17 protein-coding genes are annotated in these 21337 nt (G+C 36.4%); 4 read left to right on the top strand and 13 right to left on the bottom strand.

Going from position 1 to position 21337, the window contains the following annotated elements:
• Window positions 1-53: 53 nt before the first annotated feature.
• From ABZP26_RS17520 to ABZP26_RS17465, 12 genes are all read right to left on the bottom strand, one after another.
• Complete coding sequence (locus ABZP26_RS17520; protein ID WP_368485814.1) at window positions 54-1313, bottom strand: Y-family DNA polymerase; 1260 nt, start codon at window positions 1311-1313, stop codon at window positions 54-56.
• Window positions 1298-1714 (bottom strand): LexA family protein, encoded by a 417-nt coding sequence (locus tag ABZP26_RS17515; protein ID WP_368485813.1) that lies wholly within the window; start codon window positions 1712-1714, stop codon window positions 1298-1300. The genes ABZP26_RS17520 and ABZP26_RS17515 overlap by 16 nt, the downstream gene beginning before the upstream one ends.
• Window positions 1715-2193: 479 nt before the next feature.
• Window positions 2194-4164: an LTA synthase family protein gene (locus tag ABZP26_RS17510; protein WP_010558012.1), complete on the bottom strand. Its 1971-nt coding sequence runs from the start codon at window positions 4162-4164 to the stop codon at window positions 2194-2196.
• An 84-nt stretch (window positions 4165-4248) separates the two neighbouring features.
• On the bottom strand, window positions 4249-5007 hold the full coding sequence (locus ABZP26_RS17505) for a membrane protein (protein ID WP_010558013.1): 759 nt from the start codon (window positions 5005-5007) through the stop codon (window positions 4249-4251).
• 27 nt (window positions 5008-5034) lie between these two features.
• Window positions 5035-5400, bottom strand: coding sequence for a diacylglycerol kinase (locus tag ABZP26_RS17500; RefSeq protein ID WP_010558014.1), 366 nt, complete (start codon window positions 5398-5400; stop codon window positions 5035-5037).
• Between the two features lie 3 nt (window positions 5401-5403).
• Complete coding sequence (locus tag ABZP26_RS17495; protein ID WP_016899341.1) at window positions 5404-7086, bottom strand: phosphoethanolamine transferase; 1683 nt, start codon at window positions 7084-7086, stop codon at window positions 5404-5406.
• Window positions 7087-7325: 239 nt separating this feature from the next.
• Complete coding sequence (locus ABZP26_RS17490) at window positions 7326-8084, bottom strand: DUF3108 domain-containing protein (protein ID WP_368485812.1); 759 nt, start codon at window positions 8082-8084, stop codon at window positions 7326-7328.
• 5 nt (window positions 8085-8089) lie between these two features.
• The gene (gene eptA / locus ABZP26_RS17485) at window positions 8090-9670 is read right to left on the bottom strand and encodes a phosphoethanolamine--lipid A transferase EptA (RefSeq protein WP_368485811.1); all 1581 of its coding nucleotides are present in this window, start codon (window positions 9668-9670) and stop codon (window positions 8090-8092) included.
• Complete coding sequence (locus ABZP26_RS17480) at window positions 9660-10514, bottom strand: phosphatase PAP2 family protein (RefSeq protein ID WP_368485810.1); 855 nt, start codon at window positions 10512-10514, stop codon at window positions 9660-9662. Before ABZP26_RS17480 ends, eptA begins: the two co-directional genes overlap by 11 nt.
• A gap of 93 nt (window positions 10515-10607) precedes the next feature.
• Complete coding sequence (locus tag ABZP26_RS17475) at window positions 10608-12827, bottom strand: DUF5916 domain-containing protein (RefSeq protein WP_368485809.1); 2220 nt, start codon at window positions 12825-12827, stop codon at window positions 10608-10610.
• Window positions 12827-14245, bottom strand: coding sequence for a HAMP domain-containing sensor histidine kinase (locus tag ABZP26_RS17470; RefSeq protein WP_010558021.1), 1419 nt, complete (start codon window positions 14243-14245; stop codon window positions 12827-12829). Before ABZP26_RS17470 ends, ABZP26_RS17475 begins: the two co-directional genes overlap by 1 nt.
• Window positions 14245-14919: a response regulator transcription factor gene (locus ABZP26_RS17465; RefSeq protein ID WP_010558022.1), complete on the bottom strand. Its 675-nt coding sequence runs from the start codon at window positions 14917-14919 to the stop codon at window positions 14245-14247. Before ABZP26_RS17465 ends, ABZP26_RS17470 begins: the two co-directional genes overlap by 1 nt.
• A gap of 771 nt (window positions 14920-15690) precedes the next feature.
• Between ABZP26_RS17465 and ABZP26_RS17460 the strand changes: the two genes are divergently transcribed.
• The 3 genes from ABZP26_RS17460 (at window position 15691) to ABZP26_RS17450 (ending at window position 19824) form a co-directional block, all read left to right on the top strand.
• Window positions 15691-17082 (top strand): SIR2 family protein, encoded by a 1392-nt coding sequence (locus tag ABZP26_RS17460; protein ID WP_368485808.1) that lies wholly within the window; start codon window positions 15691-15693, stop codon window positions 17080-17082.
• Window positions 17079-19136, top strand: coding sequence for an ATP-binding protein (locus tag ABZP26_RS17455; protein WP_368485807.1), 2058 nt, complete (start codon window positions 17079-17081; stop codon window positions 19134-19136). The genes ABZP26_RS17460 and ABZP26_RS17455 overlap by 4 nt, the downstream gene beginning before the upstream one ends.
• 91 nt (window positions 19137-19227) lie before the next feature.
• Window positions 19228-19824, top strand: a complete 597-nt coding sequence (locus tag ABZP26_RS17450) for a hypothetical protein (RefSeq protein ID WP_368485806.1) — start codon at window positions 19228-19230, stop codon at window positions 19822-19824.
• A 223-nt stretch (window positions 19825-20047) separates the two neighbouring features.
• Here the strand turns inward: ABZP26_RS17450 and ABZP26_RS17445 are convergent, their stop codons facing one another.
• Window positions 20048-20218, bottom strand: a complete 171-nt coding sequence (locus tag ABZP26_RS17445) for a hypothetical protein (protein WP_368485805.1) — start codon at window positions 20216-20218, stop codon at window positions 20048-20050.
• A 280-nt stretch (window positions 20219-20498) separates the two neighbouring features.
• Here ABZP26_RS17445 and ABZP26_RS17440 point away from each other — a divergent pair, with 280 nt between their 5' ends.
• On the top strand, window positions 20499-21242 hold the full coding sequence (locus ABZP26_RS17440; RefSeq protein ID WP_368485804.1) for a hypothetical protein: 744 nt from the start codon (window positions 20499-20501) through the stop codon (window positions 21240-21242).
• The last annotated feature ends 95 nt before the right edge of the window (window positions 21243-21337 follow it).

The following is a 21337-nucleotide window of genomic DNA, read 5'->3' as shown; positions in this document are numbered from 1 at the left end:
AACCAATAACGTCACTGTCTAAAACTAGGGTTGATAAATATACAATAACCGATTTAATTGCACTTTATAATAGGGATGTCTGACCAACGTGTTGTGTAGTGAGGTGATAAGAAAGCACGCTTCATATTCCATGTTTGTGTAAGCTTTTCACTGCCGAGTGATAAAGTGCCCACGCCATAACGTTTATTTATAGCATCTAAGCATTCCATCATCCTTGGTTTATCTTCGCTGACAGAAAACATGTCAGCCTGTTGGAATAACTCACTCTCTAATTCTATTGCACCAATACCGCAGCGATAAAAGCGCGTATTTACTTTAAAAATATCATTTATGACATCCGAAACGGCTTTAGCCATAACGCTGGTATCCGATGTCGGTATGGGAAAGTCGTAAAGAAGTGATTTTTTATAATAAAATTCTTCGTGAGGTGAGCTGGCAGCAAATATAACGATACGTTTTGCTAAAGACTGCTGTTTCCTCAGTTTGCGGCCAACAATGGCAGCATGCGTAACGAGAGCTGATTTTAATGTTGTTATATCACAGACTCTTTCACCAAAGCTTCTTGTAGAGTATATCTCTTTTTTATTCTGCTTTACTTCATCCCAACTTAAACACGCAATACCGTTTAATTCGCTGACTGTTCGCTCAACGACAACACTGAACATTCTTCTCATGGCTTTTGGGTTTTGGCAAGCGAGCTCCCATGCCGTGTTAATCCCCATGAACTTAAGCTTTTTTCCTAGACGGGAGCCTATGCCCCATACATCAGTGACATCCATTCGCATCAATATTGCTTGGCGAGAATGTTCATCGTTGATAACAGCAACACCGTTATAGCCGGACAGTTTTTTAGCTGCATGGTTGGCGGCTTTAGCTAGCGTAGGCGTCGTACCAAACCCTACACCAACCGGTAGACCGGTTTCACGCCAAACAGCACGGCGTATTGTTTGTCCATAGTCGGCCCAGTCATCAATGATTTTAGTGAAGCCAGTAAAGCGAAGAAAAGACTCATCGATACTATATACATAGTGGTCATCACAAAAGCGGTTTATGACCGTCATCATTCTCTCGCTCAAATCAGCATACAGCTCATAGTTTGATGAGCGAACAACTACATTATGTTGCTCTAGGTAGTTTTTAACTTTGAAGTAAGGCTGGAATTTAGGAATGTTCAGCTTTCTGGCAATAGGGCATATGGCGCAAATACACCCATCGTTATTTGTTAGAACCACAACTGGTTTAAAGCGAATAGAGGGGTCAAAGACCTTTTCTGCACTCGCATAAAAAGCAACAGCATCTACGAGGGCAAACATCGACTCAGCTCGGCTTTATTCTTATGAAGACGAATGCTCGATGTGACAACACCTTCTAATTTAAAATCATCACCTTCAGAGATATAAACAGACTGATAGTTTTTAGAAGCAGAAATGAGTAAACGGTTTGTTTTATCTATTATTTTACACACAAAAGTCCCGTTGTAACTCGCAACTATTACATCGCCAGTACTCACATTTTCAGCTCTATCTACAACAAGTAAGTCACCATCGAAAATCCCTACATCTTGCATTGATTCACCCGATGCTAAACCAATAAATGTCGCATTAGGGTGCTTTATTATGAGTTCATCGAGCGAAATCCCAAGCTCTGTGTACTCTGCTGCGGGAGACTCAAATCCTGTAATACCGGCCTCTATAAAAATTGGAATAACAAACATACGCACCTCTATACTGTTTATTTATACAGTATAATTCAGCTTGCAAAGCTTACCAAGAAATTTAAATGTTAAATGAGAGCTTAACTAAGCTAATATCGTTTTTACTTCAGCAAAACAATGAATTATCGAGATTTCACCTTTAATGAGATATTACTATTTTATGAAAACTATTGTGTGGAATATTATTAAATAAAGACTGGCCTCAAAATCTATTTATGTCATTAACGTAAAGGTGGACTTTTTTGAGTAAACTATAAGAGATCTGAAGAAGGGCTCTGATTTTCTATGGATTAGTATGGAAGTTGGGCTTTGAACGAGAAGCCGACGGCCACTTTAGCGCATTTTTGGACAGAAATGAGTTAGAGCCAACGGACGGCTCTGTGCCATTTTCGGTCTTTCGACTGCAATATTACATCTTAAAACTAATTGCGACTACAGATGTTCACCATCTCATTTTTGATTAAACTTATCGTTGAGTATTATTTTCCCTGCTGAGAATACCAATAGTTTTTATACGCCAAACTTCCCCACAATACATGGGCCAATGCAATTTCTGAAGTATCATGATTAACATCTATTGGTGATAGTGTGTTGAGTTCATAATTATATTGAAAGTTCAAAGGTGCTTTACTTGGCTGAAGGATGGTTACTTCATCATTAACCATATAAGCAAAATTCTCTGCATACTGCATCATAGCTCTATTAGAAGCCGTTGGAACTGTTAGGTCTTGACCTAACATTGGTGAAATATTCTCTATACCCATTAATGACAAAAGAGTTGGTGCTAAATCGATTTGACTGACTATTCGTTGATCTAAAGTGGGTTCTTTACCTGAGTTTAGGATCACACCCGGAATATGGAAATTGTTAATAGGAACAAGATCTTTACCCATTGCTCTTGCATCATGGTCGGCAACAACGAGGAATATTGTGTTTTCCCAATAGGCTTGCATCTTTGCTTTTGCAATAAATTGTCCTAAGGCATAATCTGCATATTGTATGGCTTTATGGCGCAGTAATTCTTTGTCATCATACTTCGTCAATTGTTTATCGCTATACTGGATAGAGGTAACAATACCGTCAGGAATTTCAAATGGATCATGGTTACTTGACGTAAATATGAAGCTAAAAAATGGTTTTCCTTCGTTATGAAGCTTAGTTAACTCAATATCAGCTTGATTAAACAAATCACCATCGCTTGCCCCCCAAGACGCTACAAATTGTGGGTTTTCAATATCATTAAAGTCAACAATGTCTGTAAAACCGTTTCCTAGAAAGAAGCTTTTCATGTTGTCGAAATGACTTTCTCCACCATAAATAAATTGAGTCTCATAACCATTTTCTTTTAGCAGAGATGCAATAGTAAAGAAGTCCTTTTGCGATTTGTCTAACTTAACTACTGCCCTAGAGGGAGTTGGAGTAAAGCCAGTTATAACCGCTTCAATACCTCTAACGGAGCGAGTGCCTGTTGCGTATAATCGTTTAAATGCCCAACCTTCTTGATTTAATTTATCAATTTCAGGTGTCAGCGGGATTCCACCAAGAGATGATACATATTGGGCACCTAAGCTTTCTTCAAGGATAATTACCAAGTTTTTTGGTTGCCCCTTAAAGCTCGGAGAGCGCTTACTTAAAGTGGGTAAGTTATCGTTTTTGAAGCTGTCTAAAGGTTGTTTTGACTCCTGACGAACTAGCTCAATAACTCGATCATCTTCCATCTTGCCATACAACTTAGCTGCATTTTTTTCATCACCGAATTGATTAAGCGCATAAGCAACACTGTAGGTCGAATTTAATGTAAGTGAATTAACTAGTGGGTCAGTGGAAAAGTACACTAAGGCAGGATTGATTGGTCTGTGGCCTAATGTCCCTCGTGCAGATAAAGCAATTATTACAAAAAGCATCAAACAAGAAACCAGCCTACTTCCGATTGCTGCGTTATCTTCTTTTACTTTGTTAGAGACTACGTGATCAGTAAACTGCCATATTTTTTTAACAGGAAATAGCAATAGAGCAAACACTATCAATATTGTTATCAAATGACCATTCACCAGCATTTTAGACACTTCATCAGGATAAGCTAGATATTCAATAAATAGCCTGTTTGGTCTAAAGCCGTATTCATTGATAAATGCGGGCGTTGCTAATTCAAAAAACAATATGCCCATAAAGCAGATCAAAAACCAAATTCGCAAAACCAATGACCAATATTCTTGAAATCTAGTTTTTGACACCCAAGGGTGCAATAACGCCGGGATGGCGCATAAGTAACCTACGCTACTTAAGTCTATACGAAAGCCATTTGTGATTAGGCTCCATATACTATTTAAGTCATTAAATCTATCTAATTGCCAGATAGCCAACCCTGTTCGTACTAAGGTTAGGAATAGCATGACAGAAACAGAGAATAGTAGGAATGGTCTGATAAAGCTGTAGATAGAAGTAAACATCGCAATTCTTTTTAGTGAATAACACGATGTTTACTGTATTAGGTTAAACTTAAGAATTGCTTAATTAAAACTGATAATTAGACATTAATGTTGTTTTAAAGCAGGTCGTTGAGGTAGAAGTATGATCAAAACTACTATTACAAACAGTAGTGTCGCGGTAGCTGAATATCTACTCAATTCCAAACCACCGTGCGCAACAGGCTTGTCTAAAAAGTCACCAACAACCGCGCCTAAGGGACGAGTCAAAACAAATGCAAGCCAAAATAACATTGTTCTAGATACTTTAGTGAACATATATAGGGTTAATACAATTCCTAAGCCTGTACTGAAAATATATGCAGCTCCAATATAACCCAATCCAGCAGTATCAGCAGTCCAGTCTCCCAGTGCAGTCCCAAGTGTTTGAGAAAACATAATGGTTAACCAGTAAAACGATTCAGCTTTAGGGTTGTCAATAGAAGAAACACTGATACTTCCAATTGTTCTATACCAAATAGCTAATGTAATAATTAAGAGAGTAGCTAATAGAGTTGAACCTCCTAAATACCCAATTCCCAACGATCTATCGGCAAAATCAGCAAGTGTTGTCCCCACTGTCGTTGATGCAATAATAGTGATCCAATAAATAAACGGGCTAAATTTTGTAGATTTTACTTGCATAATAACAGCAGCAATAAAAAAGGACATAAAGATTACAGTTCCAACTAAATAGCCCAAATTCATTGACATTGAAACAGCATCACCACCTGTTTCACCTAACGTAGTCGCGAGTATTTTTATTATCCAAAACCCTATTGTTAATTGAGGTACTTTTATCAGAGCATCGTTAAATTGTTTATTCATATAAAATTCCTCTATGTGAGTATGTCATTAAAAAAGAACTACCAACCAAATACATATAGCAATCACTATACTCACTAATACTGCGGCAGACCCTAAATCTTTCGCTAAACCTGACAGTGGGTGTATTTCGAAACCAATACGGTCAACGACTGCCTCTATTGCAGTATTTACTATCTCGGTAAACATAATGAACAGTACCGCAATGATAAGTATGAGTTGCTCTTTCAGTGTAATATTGAACAAGAAAGTTACGGGGATCGACAATATGAGCAACAGTAACTCTTGTCTGAATGCGGCTTCATTCCTTAGGAGCCATTTGAACGCTCTAGTTGAATTTAATGTTGCGAGATAAACTCGATTAAAACCTTTAGGCTTGTTTTCACTATCAAACACGGATTAGTTTACTCCTTGAGAAATTGTTGGTGACTTTGCATTTGCTACGGAAACACCATTAGTACAATGATTAAAAGGGTTGTTTTTAGGTTGATAAACTTTTGACTTTACTTGCATTTCAGCAAGTAAAATATCGAATACGTTGTCATGAGATATAGGCTGTTCACTAATTTTATTTAAACAATCTAACTTGGCTTTGTGATGTAATTTATCCCCCCAATAAATCAATGGCACTTTTGTTTGTTCTTCTGGTGCAAATGCGTAAGGTAAACCATGTAAATACACGCCACTTTCGCCCAAAGATTCACCGTGATCAGAAACATAAATCATTGATGTTTTGATATTGTTCTCATTGCTCAATGCTGCAAGTTCTGTGATGATTTCTGACAAGACTAAATCAGTATAAGCAATAGTGTTGTTGTAGGTATTAACCAGTTCCTCTTGACTACAATTTTGGATATCACTACGTTGACAGTCAGGAGAAAATACTCGTTTATCTTTGGGGTAGCGTCGGTAGTAAGTTGGTCCATGAGAGCCGATCATATGAAGTACTATTAGTGTATTGTCGCTTTTCAATGAATGAAGTTTCTTTCTTAATTCGTCAACCAGAACTTCATCGAAACAGTACTCATCATCACATAATGGATTTTTACTATTAGTAGAAATCTGCTCCGTTTTTACCCTTGAGCAAACGCCTTTGCAGCTACCATTATTATTGCTGATCCAATACACTTCAGCTCCTGCCAAGTGAATTAAATCAACGGCATTTTGTTGTGCTACCGCCACTCTTTTCTCGTAGTTGTTTTTGTTTAACCTTGAAAACATACAAGGTACAGATACCGCAGTTGCTGTTCCACAGGAGGTAACATCTTTAAATGAAACAACGCCTAAGTCTTTAGTTAGGCTATTGGTCTGCTTTTCATAACCATTTAAAGAAAAATTTTGGGATCTTGCTGTTTCACCTAGCACTAAAACAGTAATACTTTTGTTACTATCATCATTTTTAATGGTTGGAGACGTGTCTAACAGGCTGAATTTTAACGGAGGATACAAATAGTTTTTTCGAACATATTTTACTGTTGAATCAATCAAGGCATATGGTGTTAGATAGCCCACTAAATCGCGATTATTTCGGCCAACAGATGCATAGTTTGAATAAAATACTATTGCAATTAGAAATATTACACCGACACTGCCGCTAAGTAATTTTATCCGTGCGAGCAATTCCCCGACAAAAGAACTATAGGTCAATTGAACGTTGGCAATAAGAAGTGAAGGTATTACTCCAAAAAATAGAAAGAACAATATTGCGGAGAAGTTAAAATAAGAAAATGCTTCAGCCGTATCCGTTTCAACTGTATTTTGGATCATGCCATAATCAAAAACTATACCGTATGTCACAGTGCTATAAAAAAGAACAGACGACAATAAAACCAATAAGATGAGTAGTGGTTTTGTTATCCATCGAAAGGATAAAAAGCATTGAACGAAAATAGACAATGCCAATAAAAAAACAGGGACAGACAGTAAGAAAAAAAGATTGTAAGATTCAAGGGCTGTAACCACTGTCGTTATTTTACTTAAAAATGGGAAATTCAAAACTAAAGTGATGTATACGCAGGTATAAATCACTAATTGATTAGTTGTGAGCTTAATTTGGTTTAAAAAATTGATAATTTTGTACACTTAACTTACCTTAGAAAGAATGTAATGCTTTTTCATAAAGACACCTCTTATGAGTATGGCTTTATGGTAATTTTGTTAACTTAAGATTTGCTTAGTTCAAACTGATAAATGGCAAAGTGTTGCTATTTTTTGCTTAGAAAGGCTTTGCTATTATTGAATTACGGTAGTTAGTTTTAGAAGTTAATTAGAAATGTAGTTTTTATCTTTTATTTGTAGGAAGGTTATGCCGATATTGCTTCTTAATGTTTCTCAATAGAACTTATAAGTAGTGTTGCGACTTCTTCTTCCTTGTGTTCTTGTAAAAGCATAATAGGAATATAGTCGTAATCAATTGCCAGCCAAATATGCGTCTTTCTAGTACTATTTTTTCTAATCCTGCTTAACTTGATGCAATTAAGTTCCCCAAGAGGTGTGTCAATAGTAACTCGTCCACCATTCAGGAAGTTAAATTCTTTGAAGCCACTTGTATCATAAACGGTGTAATGCAATTGTTTTACATTAGAAAACCCATCGTTTTTCAGTGCGTCAAGCCTTAACATTTCAAACACAAATAGTGGGTCTAACACGTCATCTTTTAAGGTTTGCTCACTAATATCGCCATTCATTTTAGCTATTAAAGTTTGGTTATTACGATCAAAATTTAACTGTAAATGTTTATCTTTTTTAAAAGTTCTCGAATCTTTTCCTTTATAGCTCAGTAACGCTACTTTATTGTCCTGCCATAGAAAATTACTTATCTCACTCGTATCTATGCTATAGAAAAAAATTGATGCGCTAGTATTGAATGATAACGAATAAGAAGTATTATTTTTACTTAGTTTTCTTGTGGCTCGACCATATTTTTTCTTGCCCCGTAATACACTATATTTCGCGGTATATAAATTCAATCCAGATGCTTCTTCAGAACCATTATTAATAAGAGGGGCAGCAGTTAATGGCAATGCAAAATAAAGCATTACCAATATAATAATTTTAATAACGCTGTTGTAGAGCAACATAATTTTTAATGTTCACCAGAGTTATGCAATACATCAAGCGTACTATCATATATTGATGATTCAAAGCTAAACACACCTAAAACAGTATGAAAGACGTTAAACTGATTATAGCTTTCAGCTTGAGTTAGATCTTCCAGCTTTAAATCTTTTGAATCTAAAAAAGTATCAGATGCCCAAAATAAAAAAGGGATGTCTTTTTGATAATCAGGTGCAAATGAATATGGTGTGCCATGCAAGTAAAGTCCATGCTCACCAAGTGACTCACCATGATCAGAAATGTACATCATAGCTGATGAAGTATTCGCTAATGTTTGTAACTCCGTTATAAGTGTCGTCAAAAAATGATCGGTATACAGCAGGGTATTGTCGTAGGCATTAATCAACTCATCCGGGCTACATTTGCTAATTTCTTCATCGTTGCAAACAGGTGTGAATTGGTTAAAGTCTTTTGTGTATCGTGAATAGTAGCTTGGTCCATGACTCCCTTTAGTATGCAAAACAACAAAGACTTTTTGTTTATCAGAGGATTCAATTGTATTGATTAAGTTAGTTAGTAGCACTTCATCTAACTTACAGCCTTCTCCCACACAGTCAGCTCGTAATTCACTAGCCTCAACATAACTTGTAACTTTAATTGGTGGTTCACCCCAGTTATTGGTTCGCCACTGCACATCAACGCCATGTCGAGTTAAATAAGTAGGCAGTGCTTCATAGTCTAAGTATTGATCACTAGGCGCTAAAATACATGCTAGAGAGCCTGTAGTATAGGTAGTGCAGGATTTTGTATTGTTTAGCACCAGTAGATTAGACTGTTCAGTGAGCTTTGGGTTAGTTAATTTGGAATAGCCGTATAATGAGAAATTGGCAGCACGAGCCGTTTCACCAATGACCAATACAAAGACTGTTTTATTGTTATCCGGAAAATTGCCATCAGGCAACGCTTTCTGTCCGTCAGTTGTTCTATTTATAGATGAGTAATATCTACCTGAATTTATTATGTATGACCAAGGTAAAATCTTTCCGCCTAATACACTTGCATGCTTATCAATCCAAAGCCAACTTGTAGAGTTCGTATACAAGAATGCAAAAGCGACTATTAATGCAATTGACGCGTTACTTAATATTTTTACTCTATCAACTTGTTTAATTTGAATTAAGGCTACAAAACAAGCTGGAATTAAACCCAATACTATTGTTGGGAAAATCAAGCTTACAGAGAGTAGTTCAATAGATTCAGAATAGCGGGTATTAAATATATTTCCCATCATGGTTCTATCTAGCACCACTTGATAGTTGCTCATGTAATATATGGCGAAAGCATTTATTATCGTAATTGTTACGAGAAAGAGCTTCAGAATTTTTGGTGAAGTCAGGGCTAGCAATGAAAATATGGTGTATGAAAAGATAAATACTATAACAACAGTTGATAGCAATATTCCAAGTCCGCTAGTGCTCCATACATTGGTGTTTTGATTAACATACTCTAGCAGCACCAAATTGTAAGCAAACGTCATTACAATGCTCACCCAAAAAGTGAAACTGCTTGCCTTCAAAATTAAAATATTAGAAAGGGCTTTAGTGTTCATTTTGTAATATTGATTTTAATGCGATGTATGTACCAACAATAGCGCTGACCGAAATTGCTATCCAAATTAAAGTTAGTTCAGGAAGTTTTTCACTGATTGTAAATACAAAAAGGATGAAGCAAAAACCAAGAATAAAATACCCTAAAAGAGTTGGCTTTACTTTTGTCCAGTTCCACCATTTTGAATAATGTCTTGATAAATATTCGCCACTTAACCCTGAAACAGTGCCTAGTATTGCTCCAAATGCTAAATCTGCGGGCCAATGAGCACCCACGGCTACTCTAGAAATGGCGACTACTGTTGCGACCATTAGCGATATATATATCCAATACCTTTTACCTTGCTCGCTGATTTTAACTTCTCTTAAAAGAACAAATACCATTGCAGAGATTGCTGTAAAAATCGTAATCGTATGACCCGATGGAAAACTTGTATAAGCAGTCAGGGTTTCACCAATAATAGTAAATTGCTGATGTTCTAGAACGGCAGCAGGTCTTGGAATGGCAAAAAAATTTTTACCTAAATGACTAAGTGAGAAAGCTAATGGCATAGCTCCGAACATAGCTGCCCACATTCTCGTATTTATAAGGCAAATGAAGGAAAGCAGCGGAATTAAAATCAGAGCATCTCCCAAGTACGTAATATTGTGCCAAATTTCACTGGGTAGTATTTGCAGAGCATTATTACTGATAGAAAAGATATCTTTTTGGCTGGCGATATAGGCGTCTTTATTCATTGCCATACTTACCATTATGGCACTCATTAAACATATAAAGCTTATAAGCTTCCAATAAGGAAAACTGGCTTTAGTATACTGTTGACCAATTGTTAGTTTTACTGGCATAAAATCACCTCAATGTTGGTGGTTTTATGCTAAAAATTTAAACTTAAAGTAGAAACTGAAACTTTAAATAAGATTGATTGAATGTTGCCTTAATCAAAAATGAAGTCGAATTTTCGCAAATAGATTATGAGCATCTTTTGCATTTATTGATTGTTTATAAAGGTTTCTTTTTCCAAACTTCGCGAGATCGTCTTCAAATTCCCCACCAAAACTATAGCTGAGGTAAAATGCGGTTAATTTACTTAAAGAATATTTGTAGCGAAGCTGGAAAGCACTTTCAGAAAAAGAAAAATCATCTTGGTTTTTAGAGTCTATCAGCTCACCCTGTGTGTCAACGAAGTATTGATTTAAGTGATTTGCTTTGCCGATAACAGACTCAAGTTTGATGCGTACTTCCTGACTTTCACTAATTTGATAATCTAAATTTAACTCAATGCCTTGTTCAGTGAAGTTAAACTCATCAACGGTATTACCTTCATCCCACTCAAGCCAACTATCACTGCTGTATTGAGATATCGTTAGTCCAAGGTGTAACTGAGTGCTAATCTGCTGCTCAATGCTCACTTCAGAGTTGTAAAAGTTACCAGACAGTCCCTCAGTTCCTATCTCAAGCGCCACTCCAATGCTTCCCCAGTCATATTCTGGAGAATTCAGTTCAAGTTCGGCTAAATAAAAGGATGGTAGCCATACTGAATTATTCCCTCGTGTTAGTAAATCATCATACCCAGACGAACCTAATTCCATAGAAAGTTGATATTCAAATTCAGTATTTGTCACCAATTCAACACTTGCACCGACAATACGAGGTAGTTGTTCATTTTGGTGGTTCGTTTTTATTTCCGTCTCAAAAGCAAATGTGACATCTCTTATTGACCAGCTATCTAAATCTGGAATTATATATTGATATTCATACTCAAATTGCTTTCGATTGACTCGTTTAACATAGCCGATGTCATTTAACTGTAAATCTTCTCCATAGTAAAAAAGACTAAACTCATGGTTATGCTGCTCGGATGGCTCTGTACTTCCTGTTAGCCACCAACCGAAATCGCTCGTTGTTTCAGGTCCTTGTTCTATATCAGATCTGATTATACCGAAATTTAGCTCAGCACTATCTGAGTATGCATAATTGAAATCAGACTCAATAATAATTGCATTTCGCTCAATGCTGGGCGTATTAACCCTATTAAGTGAAGCGCCAAATTTGTTAGCTCCTAAACGGTACTGGCCTCTTAACAACCAAAAATCTCTACCAGATTTCCCGCTATCGGCACTTTCAAATGCAGATAAAAGCCCAAAATCTAATTGTTCACTACTTATTGTGTATTTAATTGCAGAATCCAACTCACCTGAATAGTCTTCATCATAATATGACTCCCCGCCAATTCTTGGCGTATGTACTACTCTTAGAGACTCTGGCCCGGAAACTTCAAATAAACTTTGATTATCATTGAAAAAAGGTCGTTTTTCCGAGAAAAAGCTTTCTATGGCTGAAAAATTAACGACTAACTCATCTGATTCGACCTGACCAAAGTCCGGGTTTATTGTGGCACTTAATTGTTGGCTTTTAGTAGGTTTCCAAAAAAGCTCCGCCCCTATATCAGTAGAGTTTTTGTTGTTTGCAATGTCTCGATTGGCCGAAATGTATGGAAAAACATCTAGGCTCGACTGATTGTTGATTTCAACTTTTCGTTTGCTGAAGTTTGTCAAAAAGCTATTCATTGAAGCGTTTGCCGGAATTGATGAATATGTAGCATTAGTGGATTCATCAAAACGCGTAATAGAAAGGCCGAATTCATTCTGCTCTTGAATGGCAAAAGACATAGCAGTCCAAGGGATATAAATTTCAGCGCTCCACGAATCGGTAAATACTTTAGTTTTGAAGTTCCATAGACTGCTCCAATCTAAATCTAACTCTTTATTCTGCTTATAGATACCATCATAAAAATATCCTTGATGATTAACTGAAAATACATAACTTGTTTGCTCGGTATTATTCATATCTATCATTAGTTGAATATGATCATTAGTGAAAAGCGTATCGTTTTCTTGAGTCCTTACTCTTAATGGTGCTTTAGTCGTTGCCACAACACCTATGTATATGCCGTGGTCTGTAGTTATCACTTGATAAGAAAAGTTATCCTCTACCTTTGTTAGCGTTAGTGGAACAACTTGGTAATTAACTGTGTTTCGCTTCGCGCTGTGCCAACCTGAATCATTCAGGGAGCCATCAACGACCACTTCAGTTGCAAAGGTAATACTTGAAGCAAACAGGTAAAGAAATAGTAAAGAAGAAAAAAAATTCTTTTTCATTACAGCGATACAGTAAATGTTATTTTCCTCTCAACTAACGTTACTGCAACAGTTGCTCCAATTTTTTCACAGTAGGATTTTACTATCGCTAAACCTAAACCAAATCGCTCTGTCGATGTTCTTGATTCGTCTTTTTGCCATAAAGGATCAAAGAACAATTTCAAATCATCTTCCTGACAGTCTTCATTGCATATATTTGATACTTTGATCAAAGCGTTGTTGTCATCAGTTTTTGACGTTGCTATCTCTATTGCTGTATTAGTTGGACTGTAAAAAATTGCGTTATTAATCAAATTTGATAACACAGTTTCTAATGCAAATTTGTTGGTCTCAACTATCAATAAAGGGACATCGAGATGAAATTTAATCTCTCTGTCTTCTGAATTTTCTCTAGCGAGAATATTTCCAATTAGTTCGGTTAAGTTAATTTTGCTTGTTGCTAATTCGTTGGAACTGCTACATTTTTGCAAAAGTATGATGCTATTAACAATATTTTTTAATCGAGATGATATTTCATGAACATCGCTGGCAAGGTTATCTGTTATTTGTTTTTCATGAGGAAATTTTATGGCAACTTCGCTCAAACTTATTAGTTCGGCAATTGGTGTTTTTAATTCGTGGGCTATATCAGAGGTTAGCCTTTGTTCACGCAAATACAGGCTGTGGTTATCTTTGATGAATTGGTTAACACCGTTAGCAATGGGAACAAGTTCTTGTGGTAGCGTGCCGACAGAAATCTCAAGGTTATCAGAATTTAAACTTACCTTTCTTAGTTGACGATTGAATTCATCTAATGGTTTTAAACTATTAAATACAACAATAGTAACAATTTTTCGCACAGCAAAGACGGCAAGTATTGATGTAACTATAAAAATGATATCTACAAACCATAGAATGTAGTTTAATTCTTCAGTGCTAAGAGCATAAGCAAATTCCATTGGATGCTGATTTTTTGCGAACTCTTCTTTAGTTATACCTAATCGCTCTCTATCATCAGAATCAACTTGAGGAATAAATTTAGTGAATAACATTTTTCCCGCTCGTCCATCTGGAAGAGTGATGTTCTGAAAAATAAACTTGTCTAGTTGCACATCTAGTTTTGGCAGATCCTTTATTTCAAAAAACTCTAGCGTGTCTGATCTCTCAAACACCTCGTTTTTATACCAAAACTGGTAATATTCTGGGTTCTCTTTACCTTCAAATTCCGGCATAAATTCCCCAGCAAAATCAAATTCTATGCCTTCTTCATCTTCTTCAACTAATGTTTCAAGTAACCCAACCTTGTTAATCATAGCCCGGTCAAATTCATCACTAATCCATGTATCGACACTGATATCAGTTGCCAATAAGATACAGATCAACAGTAATGAAATCGAAATGGATAAATAGCGACTTAGCTTTTTATGAATTGAGTTCACTAATGACTCTCAACGAAGTAGCCAAAGCCACGCTTAGTTTTGATTGGAAGCTCGTAGCCCAAAGCTTTAACTTTTTTTCGAGCTGAAGAAAGGTGAGCCTCTAAAGAATTTTTTGCAATCGCATCATACTGCCCGGCAAGATATTCGCTAAGCTTTTCAGGAGAAATTACTTTTCCTTGATTGGTAAACAAACATTCAACCACTTTGTATTCATTGGGTGTAAGTTGAGCATCCGTACCACCACATTTTAATTGTTTTAAATGCAAATCTAATGATATTGAGCCAATGTTGACACTGCTGTCATTTACATTCAATGTTCCCCTGCGCATAAGACAAAGTAATCGAACATGTAGCTCGTCAAACGAAAAAGGTTTAGTAAGGTAGTCATCAGCACCGTTGAGCAAACCGTCAACTTTATCTTCAGTAAGGTCTTTCGCAGACAAAATTAATACACGGATATCTTTTCCTGCCTGACGAATTGCCTTTAATATTGAAGTACCATCGACAGAGGGCAACATTAAATCAAGAATTAATAAAGAATAATCACCAGACAAAGCCATGCTTAAGCCTTCAGAGCCATCGCCAGTGTCATCAACAGTGAAACCAAGATTGGATAGTCCAACTCTTAAACTACGCCTAAGTGAAACTGAATCTTCGATAATTAAAACTTTCAATGATGCATGCCTTTGAGTAAATATTATTCAGAATATCGCCTTAAACTTAAGTTTAGCTGAATTTACACTTAATTTATTTAAAAGCTATTTCGTTAAAGCTCTAGCTTTCCCTCTAAGTTTTCAGATTCTTTTTGTGAAAAATCAATTTTAAATCACAAATTAGAGTATTTAAGTTAACTGAACATGGGGAAATAAGAGGCTTAATGTCCGTTTTGTAGATATATTGATACAACTCAAACATAAAATCAGTGTCTCAAATTCGCTCATTTGCGACGCTCGACTAAACTCGTTTTGGGGCAGAAACGAGTTTGGATTTCCCAGCTTTCACTAGACACCGGCTTATAATCTTAAAGTACAAAACGGAAGTAGACTTCCGATTTTAAGCCTATATTGCCATATTTCGGAAGTAAACTTCCGTTTCTAGGGCTTCAAAGGTAGTTACCGGAAATATACTTCTGTTTTTTGATAGCGTTGTTAACCTAGATAGCTATATGAGCTACTTTTCAGGGTCTTACTTGAGCGATAACCAGTCATTGAGATTGGCTAAATATAGCAGTTAATTGATTGGTCAAGCTGCTTTTTGTGCATATATTCATGAAAATGAGCTGCACGCGCATATTGGTTAATTTAACTCTACCTAAAAATTTTAGAAAAGTTAGTGATAGTAATGCCTTAGGTAATTTGTTAAAACTATATAAATTAGTGTGTCGCATAAATACTAAAATGTTAGCTTTTATTTAGATATCACCATTTTATAAGGATGTATATAACTTGACTCAATACCTAAAATTAGGCGATGACCAATCTCCAGTACAGTTGGATGCGCATGGTGATAATGGTGCTTTTAAAGTTGTTGGCGACTGTGTTTGGGCAAAAAAAGAAGATGAAATTACCCCAGACTTTTTACGCTCAAAAATTGAACCTTGGTTAACTGCGCTCTTCCAATCAGAGCACCTCAATTTACTTGTCGGTGCAGGCCTTAGTTCAGCAGTTCAAGAGTTTGCTACGGGGGCTCTTCCGCAAGGTATGGGTTGGATTACCGATCTCAAAGTGTGTAAAGGTGAAATTGATAGTTATGTAGCTACCTCAGCGAAAGCCTCAGGAAGAGAAAACGGAAATATTGAAGATCAGATTCGTTCAATTAATGAATTGATTAAGGGGTTAGAAATTCTAACGGCACAGAATATTCCTGTGCCGTCAGCACCTCCAGGTATCCCGCCATATCGTAATTTTAAAAATGAATTAGTAGAGCTAAACAATGAATTATCGCGGTGTTTAAAATCTTTCTCAGATTCTGTGAGTAGTGGTGAAAAATCAATCCGTGATGCTGAACCAAAGTTAAAAACTGAGACATTTAACTATTTAGTCAATTTTCTGATGAGCTTTTCAAGTAGGACTGCGACGCGCGATAGGTTACATATATTTACAACAAATTATGATCGAATTTTAGAAACCGGAGCCGAAATAGCCGGCCTTCGATTAGTCGATCGATTTGTCGGTAGTATTGCGCCAATTTTTAGATCATCTCGTTTAGAGGTGGATTATCATTACAATCCACCTGGTATACGTGGAGAACCAAGATATTTAGAAGGTGTAGCTCGTTTTACTAAACTTCACGGCTCATTAGACTGGTATGCAAACGAGGGGGCTATAAGGCGTTTTGGGTTACCTTTTGGAGCGGCTTCTGTCGATCCATTTTTACAAGTCGAAGGTTCTGGTACTGCTAACCACCAACAGTTGATGATCTATCCAAATTCAGTCAAAGATCGTGAAACATCAGAATACCCCTATGTAGAATTGTTTAGAGATTTAGCCTCAGCAACATGCCGCCCAAATAGTACCCTTGTCACCTATGGCTATAGCTTTGGTGATGAACATATAAATCGAGTTTTAACTGATATGCTAACAATACCCTCAACGCATATCGTGATTATTGCCTATGGCGATCCACTTGGAAGAATCATGAGTTTTATAAATGATAGCGGGCGTCAGGCTCAAATATCTTTATTACTAGGTAGTCATTTTGGAGACCTAAAAACATTAGTTGATTACTACCTACCTAAAGCCGCAATAGATCGCACTTCAATTAGAATGGCTGAGCTTTTGAAATCAAGAGGCTTATATCCAGCAGCAATTCAAAGCACAATTGGTGGTGAAGAATGAGCTCGCTACCAATTGAGCAAGGAGAACAATTAAGAGTTGGTACTGTAGATTTTGTATCACCAAATGAAATTAGAGCTGTACTCGATATTGATTCACCTGATTCTGTTGCCTTAAATGCTGGAACACCAAGAAACTTCCCAAGAGTAAATAGTTATGTTTTAGTATCTTGTGATAATGGTTATCTGGTTGGACAAATTGAGTGGTTAGCCGTTGAAAGTTCGCCATATCCTAAACAAAGGGATATCCAAGATTATGGCTTAGTGAATCTACCTTTCCCACAAAAAAAAATCAGTCTAAATCCTGTAGGAACTTTAAAACGAGTTTCAAAGCAAGGTATTGATTCTTTCAAATTTCAGCGAGGTTCGGAATCATTTCCATCAATTGGTTCTGCTATCTTACTCCCAACAGATTTACAGCTTAGATCTATTGTTGAATCTGGCAATAATCGTAGAGTTATAATCGGGCAAAGCCCACTTGCGAATAACGCTAATGTTGCAGTCGATCCTGATCGCTTATTTGGCCGCCATATTGCTGTTCTCGGAAATACTGGTAGTGGCAAATCTTGTTCAGTTGCTGGCCTTATTCAATGGTCGTTAGAAGCCGCTATGGAATCAGAAACCAAACCAAATGCTCGGTTTATTGTGCTTGATCCAAATGGTGAATATACTCGAGCTTTAGGGCCAGATACAAAATTTAAAGGCCGAGTATTTAAAGTTGAAGCTGGTCAAGATGAAAACCAACTACAAGTACCTTCTTGGTTTTGGAACAGCGCTGAATGGTCATCTTTCACACAGGCAAGCCCAAAAGCACAGCTACCATTACTAAAGCGCGCTTTGAGAGCTATGCGAAATGAAGACTTTAAACTTGAAACTGATTCAAGTATTGAGATAAAACGATTTCTAGGTAATGTCTTAGTTACTTTAAAACATGATAAGAGTTCAGGTAGACCATTTGGTGGATTTGGACCCGCGAAAGGTTTTAACGAGACAATGGCTAAATGGATAGAAAGTTTTGAGGCTTATAGAGATCAATTAGGTGATAGTAAATTAACACCAGTCATAACTGTAATGTGTAAGTACAGAGAAGACAGAAGCGCACAATACGCTACTTTACAGGCTACTGTACCTGAAATTGACAATATCATAGTTAAAGTGACTTCAGCATTTCAGGAATTCGGTGGCAATGAGCATGATTTATTGCCTAAGAGTGAAGATATTCCATTACCATTTGAAGGAAATAACCTAGTAGCCTATTTAGAAGCATTAGCGCAAGAAAACGGTAGTGAACAGTATGTTGAGTACTTGGTAGCTCGAATACGAACCATGCTCTCTGATACAAGAATGAAACCTATAACTAATGATGGAGAGCAGAAAGTCGACTTAGCTAAGTGGCTAGAAAATTATATAGGTAAGGATGGTGATGATGATAGTTGTGTCTCAATTATTGATCTTTCTTTAGTGCCAAACGAAATCACCCACCTAGTTACAGCTGTAATTTCAAGAATTATATTTGAATCATTGCAACGCTATAGACGACTAAATAATAAAACTTTACCAACAGTTCTTGTGGCTGAAGAGGCGCATACATTTATTAAACGCTATCGTGATGATTCTGAAAATCAGGATGTCGCTGCTGTATGTTGCCAAGTGTTTGAAAAAATAGCACGTGAAGGAAGAAAGTTCGGTCTTGGCATGGTAATTTCTTCGCAACGGCCCTCTGAGTTATCACCTACGGTTTTATCTCAATGTAATACTTTTCTTCTGCACAGGATTAGTAACGACAGAGATCAAGAGCAAGTACACAAAATGGTGCCCGATAATTTACGTGGACTACTCCGTGAGTTGCCTTCTCTGCCATCTCAACATGCGATACTTATGGGCTGGGCATCTGAGCTTCCTGTTTTGGTTAAAATGAAGAGTTTAACAAAAGAGCAGCAACCTCATTCAGACGATCCTGATTTCTGGGATGTTTGGACAAGAAAAGATGAAAATGGGAATGCAGTTGAGCGATATTCTGATTGGGATGAAGTTGTTAAGGAGTGGCAGCAAAGCTAACAAGCTACTACAGTCAGAAATCTTACTCGCTTCGCTCCCCAAACACCAATGAGTTAAGCGTTAAACTTAAATCATAGTACGGAGGTTATTCATGAAAAAGGAACTTCTATTTTCGTTATTATTAATCCCAAATATCTTAATGGCATCAGAGACAGAAAAGTTCTGTAATAAGCTTGGTGGTAGTAAGGGTGATAATTTTTATTCTTATCAGTTTTGTGATTTTCTAACTGGTAAACCTGTTACCCCTCTTCATGCCAGTACTGAAGCTATAGCAAAAAGCCATACTGGTCTTAAAAGTAAGGATGGACATTGGCAAAGTTTTGAGCTTAGTTTATATCAAGATAAAGTAGTCATAACGAAAAATTTCAACTCTCGAAGTTATGGAAAACCTATTATTTTGTCCGCACAAGGAAGTATAGATAATGGGAGCCCTTTTGATTTTGAATTAGTTAATTATGGTTTTGGTGAAAGGGTAGGTTTTAGTTCAGGAGTTGTTCGAGAGTCTGTAGTGCAAGGAGCGACATATAGTAAGCTACTGGATCAGATTAAAAATGGTAAAATCATGAAGGTTCTTTGGATTGAAAAAGATCTTGCAATGGGAACCAATGTTACTTTCTCAATGGAGTTTTCATTAAAAGATTCTGAAAAATTTATAACTTATATAAGTAAAGACTCTTTTACTTTTTAAATACAACAAGAAATCAACCAAGCACAATAAATAGTTGGCCTTTGTTCCTTCGTCGCTTATTTTAGCCAATAATTTTTCTCCTGTTAATTAGACGTTACCAATGTCTGCTGGCACTCAGGCATATTTCGGCTAAGAGCGATTTGTTCTCGTTTTTGTTTTAAGATAAATGGACTTCTCATAGTTTGCTAGCCACCCAATAAGTTAGATTGGGCTCTAAAAGAGGTTATAAATCATCTATATCAACTTCGATTTCTTCTTGGTTTTCCCTCTCTCTGACTAATTTTATCAATTCATTATCTTCACTAATAGCCGATGATAGAGATTCATCTTCTGTAATTGAGGGGGTTATTTTAATGGATTTTAAAGTACCTTTTGCTTCATCTTTTCTTTTCATTGAAACAGCTTTTTCATAGTTGCTGACCTATAAGTATATCTAAAAATACTAATAGTTGGTACTTTGACGAATTACGGCAGTGAGCGATAACCGGTCATTCAGGTGAGTCGTCATTAACTTAGTTATAATAAGGGGATATTTTTCCTTTTTTAGCATAATATTTATAACTGGCAATGACTTAAACTATTTGCTATTAATGTAAGTTCACAAAATAAGGACGTTTTTTCGCTAAGAAAGTGAAAGTGTCCTCTGATAAAGTTGTTAGCTACTCTGGGTGCATATGCAGGATTTCAGTAAATTCAAAAAGTCGTTATTAGCAATTGATCATTATATTTACGCCTTATGTGAGATAGATGGGGATAAGAGAACCCCATTCTATATTGGCAAAGGTGTAAATGATCGATGCTTGCAGCATCTAAAGGAAAAAAAAGACTCTCCAAAAAAGGAGGTAATTGAAAGGTTGTTAGAAAAAAACTCTCTTGGTATCGATATTCTTAGGCATGGAATAAAAACTGATAAAACAGCTAAGTTGATTGAAGCAACATGTATTGATTTACTGGGAATTGGGGAGCTATCTAATAAAGTTCGTGGCAGTGGCTCAGAAATGGGAAGAGCAACGATTGAAGAAATTCATAATTTAAAATCTGGTGAGCTTGTTGAAATACAAAAAGAACATCAAGGGCTCGCTTTTTTATTAAATTCTACATACAAATCAGGTATGTCAGAGATAGAGTTGTTTGAATCAACAAGAGGTGTCTGGAGAAATATATCAAGAGATGATTCTATTAAATATGCATATGCAACTTACGGTGGCTTAATCAAAGAAGTATACCAAATCCACTCTTGGGTTAAAGCTGGAACACAGCAATATTTTACTCGTTGTTTTGATAATCGAGATATTAGTCAGCGTTGGGAGTTTGTTGGAAAAAAAGCGCCAACAGATGTGAGAGAAAAATATGTCGGAAAAGTTATCAAAAAAGATCGAAGTTTTGGTAATCCATTTATAAAGGTTGGCAACGATTAAACGAAGCTAACAAGCATTTCAAACGTAACAAAAACAGTTGGTTATATTCCATTTTTCTACACATTGTAACTAACTATATTTATCCGTTTAAGTGA

The sequence above is a fragment of the Pseudoalteromonas sp. SD03 genome, from assembly GCF_040937955.1.
GTDB lineage: Bacteria > Pseudomonadota > Gammaproteobacteria > Enterobacterales > Alteromonadaceae > Pseudoalteromonas > Pseudoalteromonas tetraodonis.
Note: the sequence above shows the minus strand (reverse complement) of the source record. Positions and strands in the feature narration are given on the sequence as shown.

Excerpts from the sequence above, each read along its gene's own strand:
- ABZP26_RS17520 (WP_368485814.1), bottom strand. The coding sequence starts at position 1,313 with ATGTTTGCCCTCGTAGATGCTGTTGCTTTTTATGCGAGTGCAGAAAAG.
- ABZP26_RS17515 (WP_368485813.1), bottom strand. The coding sequence starts at position 1,714 with ATGTTTGTTATTCCAATTTTTATAGAGGCCGGTATTACAGGATTTGAG.
- ABZP26_RS17510 (WP_010558012.1), bottom strand. The coding sequence starts at position 4,164 with ATGTTTACTTCTATCTACAGCTTTATCAGACCATTCCTACTATTCTCT.
- ABZP26_RS17505 (WP_010558013.1), bottom strand. The coding sequence starts at position 5,007 with ATGAATAAACAATTTAACGATGCTCTGATAAAAGTACCTCAATTAACA.
- ABZP26_RS17490 (WP_368485812.1), bottom strand. The coding sequence starts at position 8,084 with ATGTTGCTCTACAACAGCGTTATTAAAATTATTATATTGGTAATGCTT.
- eptA (WP_368485811.1), bottom strand. The coding sequence starts at position 9,670 with ATGAACACTAAAGCCCTTTCTAATATTTTAATTTTGAAGGCAAGCAGT.
- ABZP26_RS17480 (WP_368485810.1), bottom strand. The coding sequence starts at position 10,514 with ATGCCAGTAAAACTAACAATTGGTCAACAGTATACTAAAGCCAGTTTT.
- ABZP26_RS17475 (WP_368485809.1), bottom strand. The coding sequence starts at position 12,827 with ATGAAAAAGAATTTTTTTTCTTCTTTACTATTTCTTTACCTGTTTGCT.
- ABZP26_RS17455 (WP_368485807.1), top strand. The coding sequence starts at position 17,079 with ATGAGCTCGCTACCAATTGAGCAAGGAGAACAATTAAGAGTTGGTACT.
- ABZP26_RS17450 (WP_368485806.1), top strand. The coding sequence starts at position 19,228 with ATGAAAAAGGAACTTCTATTTTCGTTATTATTAATCCCAAATATCTTA.
- ABZP26_RS17445 (WP_368485805.1), bottom strand. The coding sequence starts at position 20,218 with ATGAAAAGAAAAGATGAAGCAAAAGGTACTTTAAAATCCATTAAAATA.
- ABZP26_RS17440 (WP_368485804.1), top strand. The coding sequence starts at position 20,499 with ATGCAGGATTTCAGTAAATTCAAAAAGTCGTTATTAGCAATTGATCAT.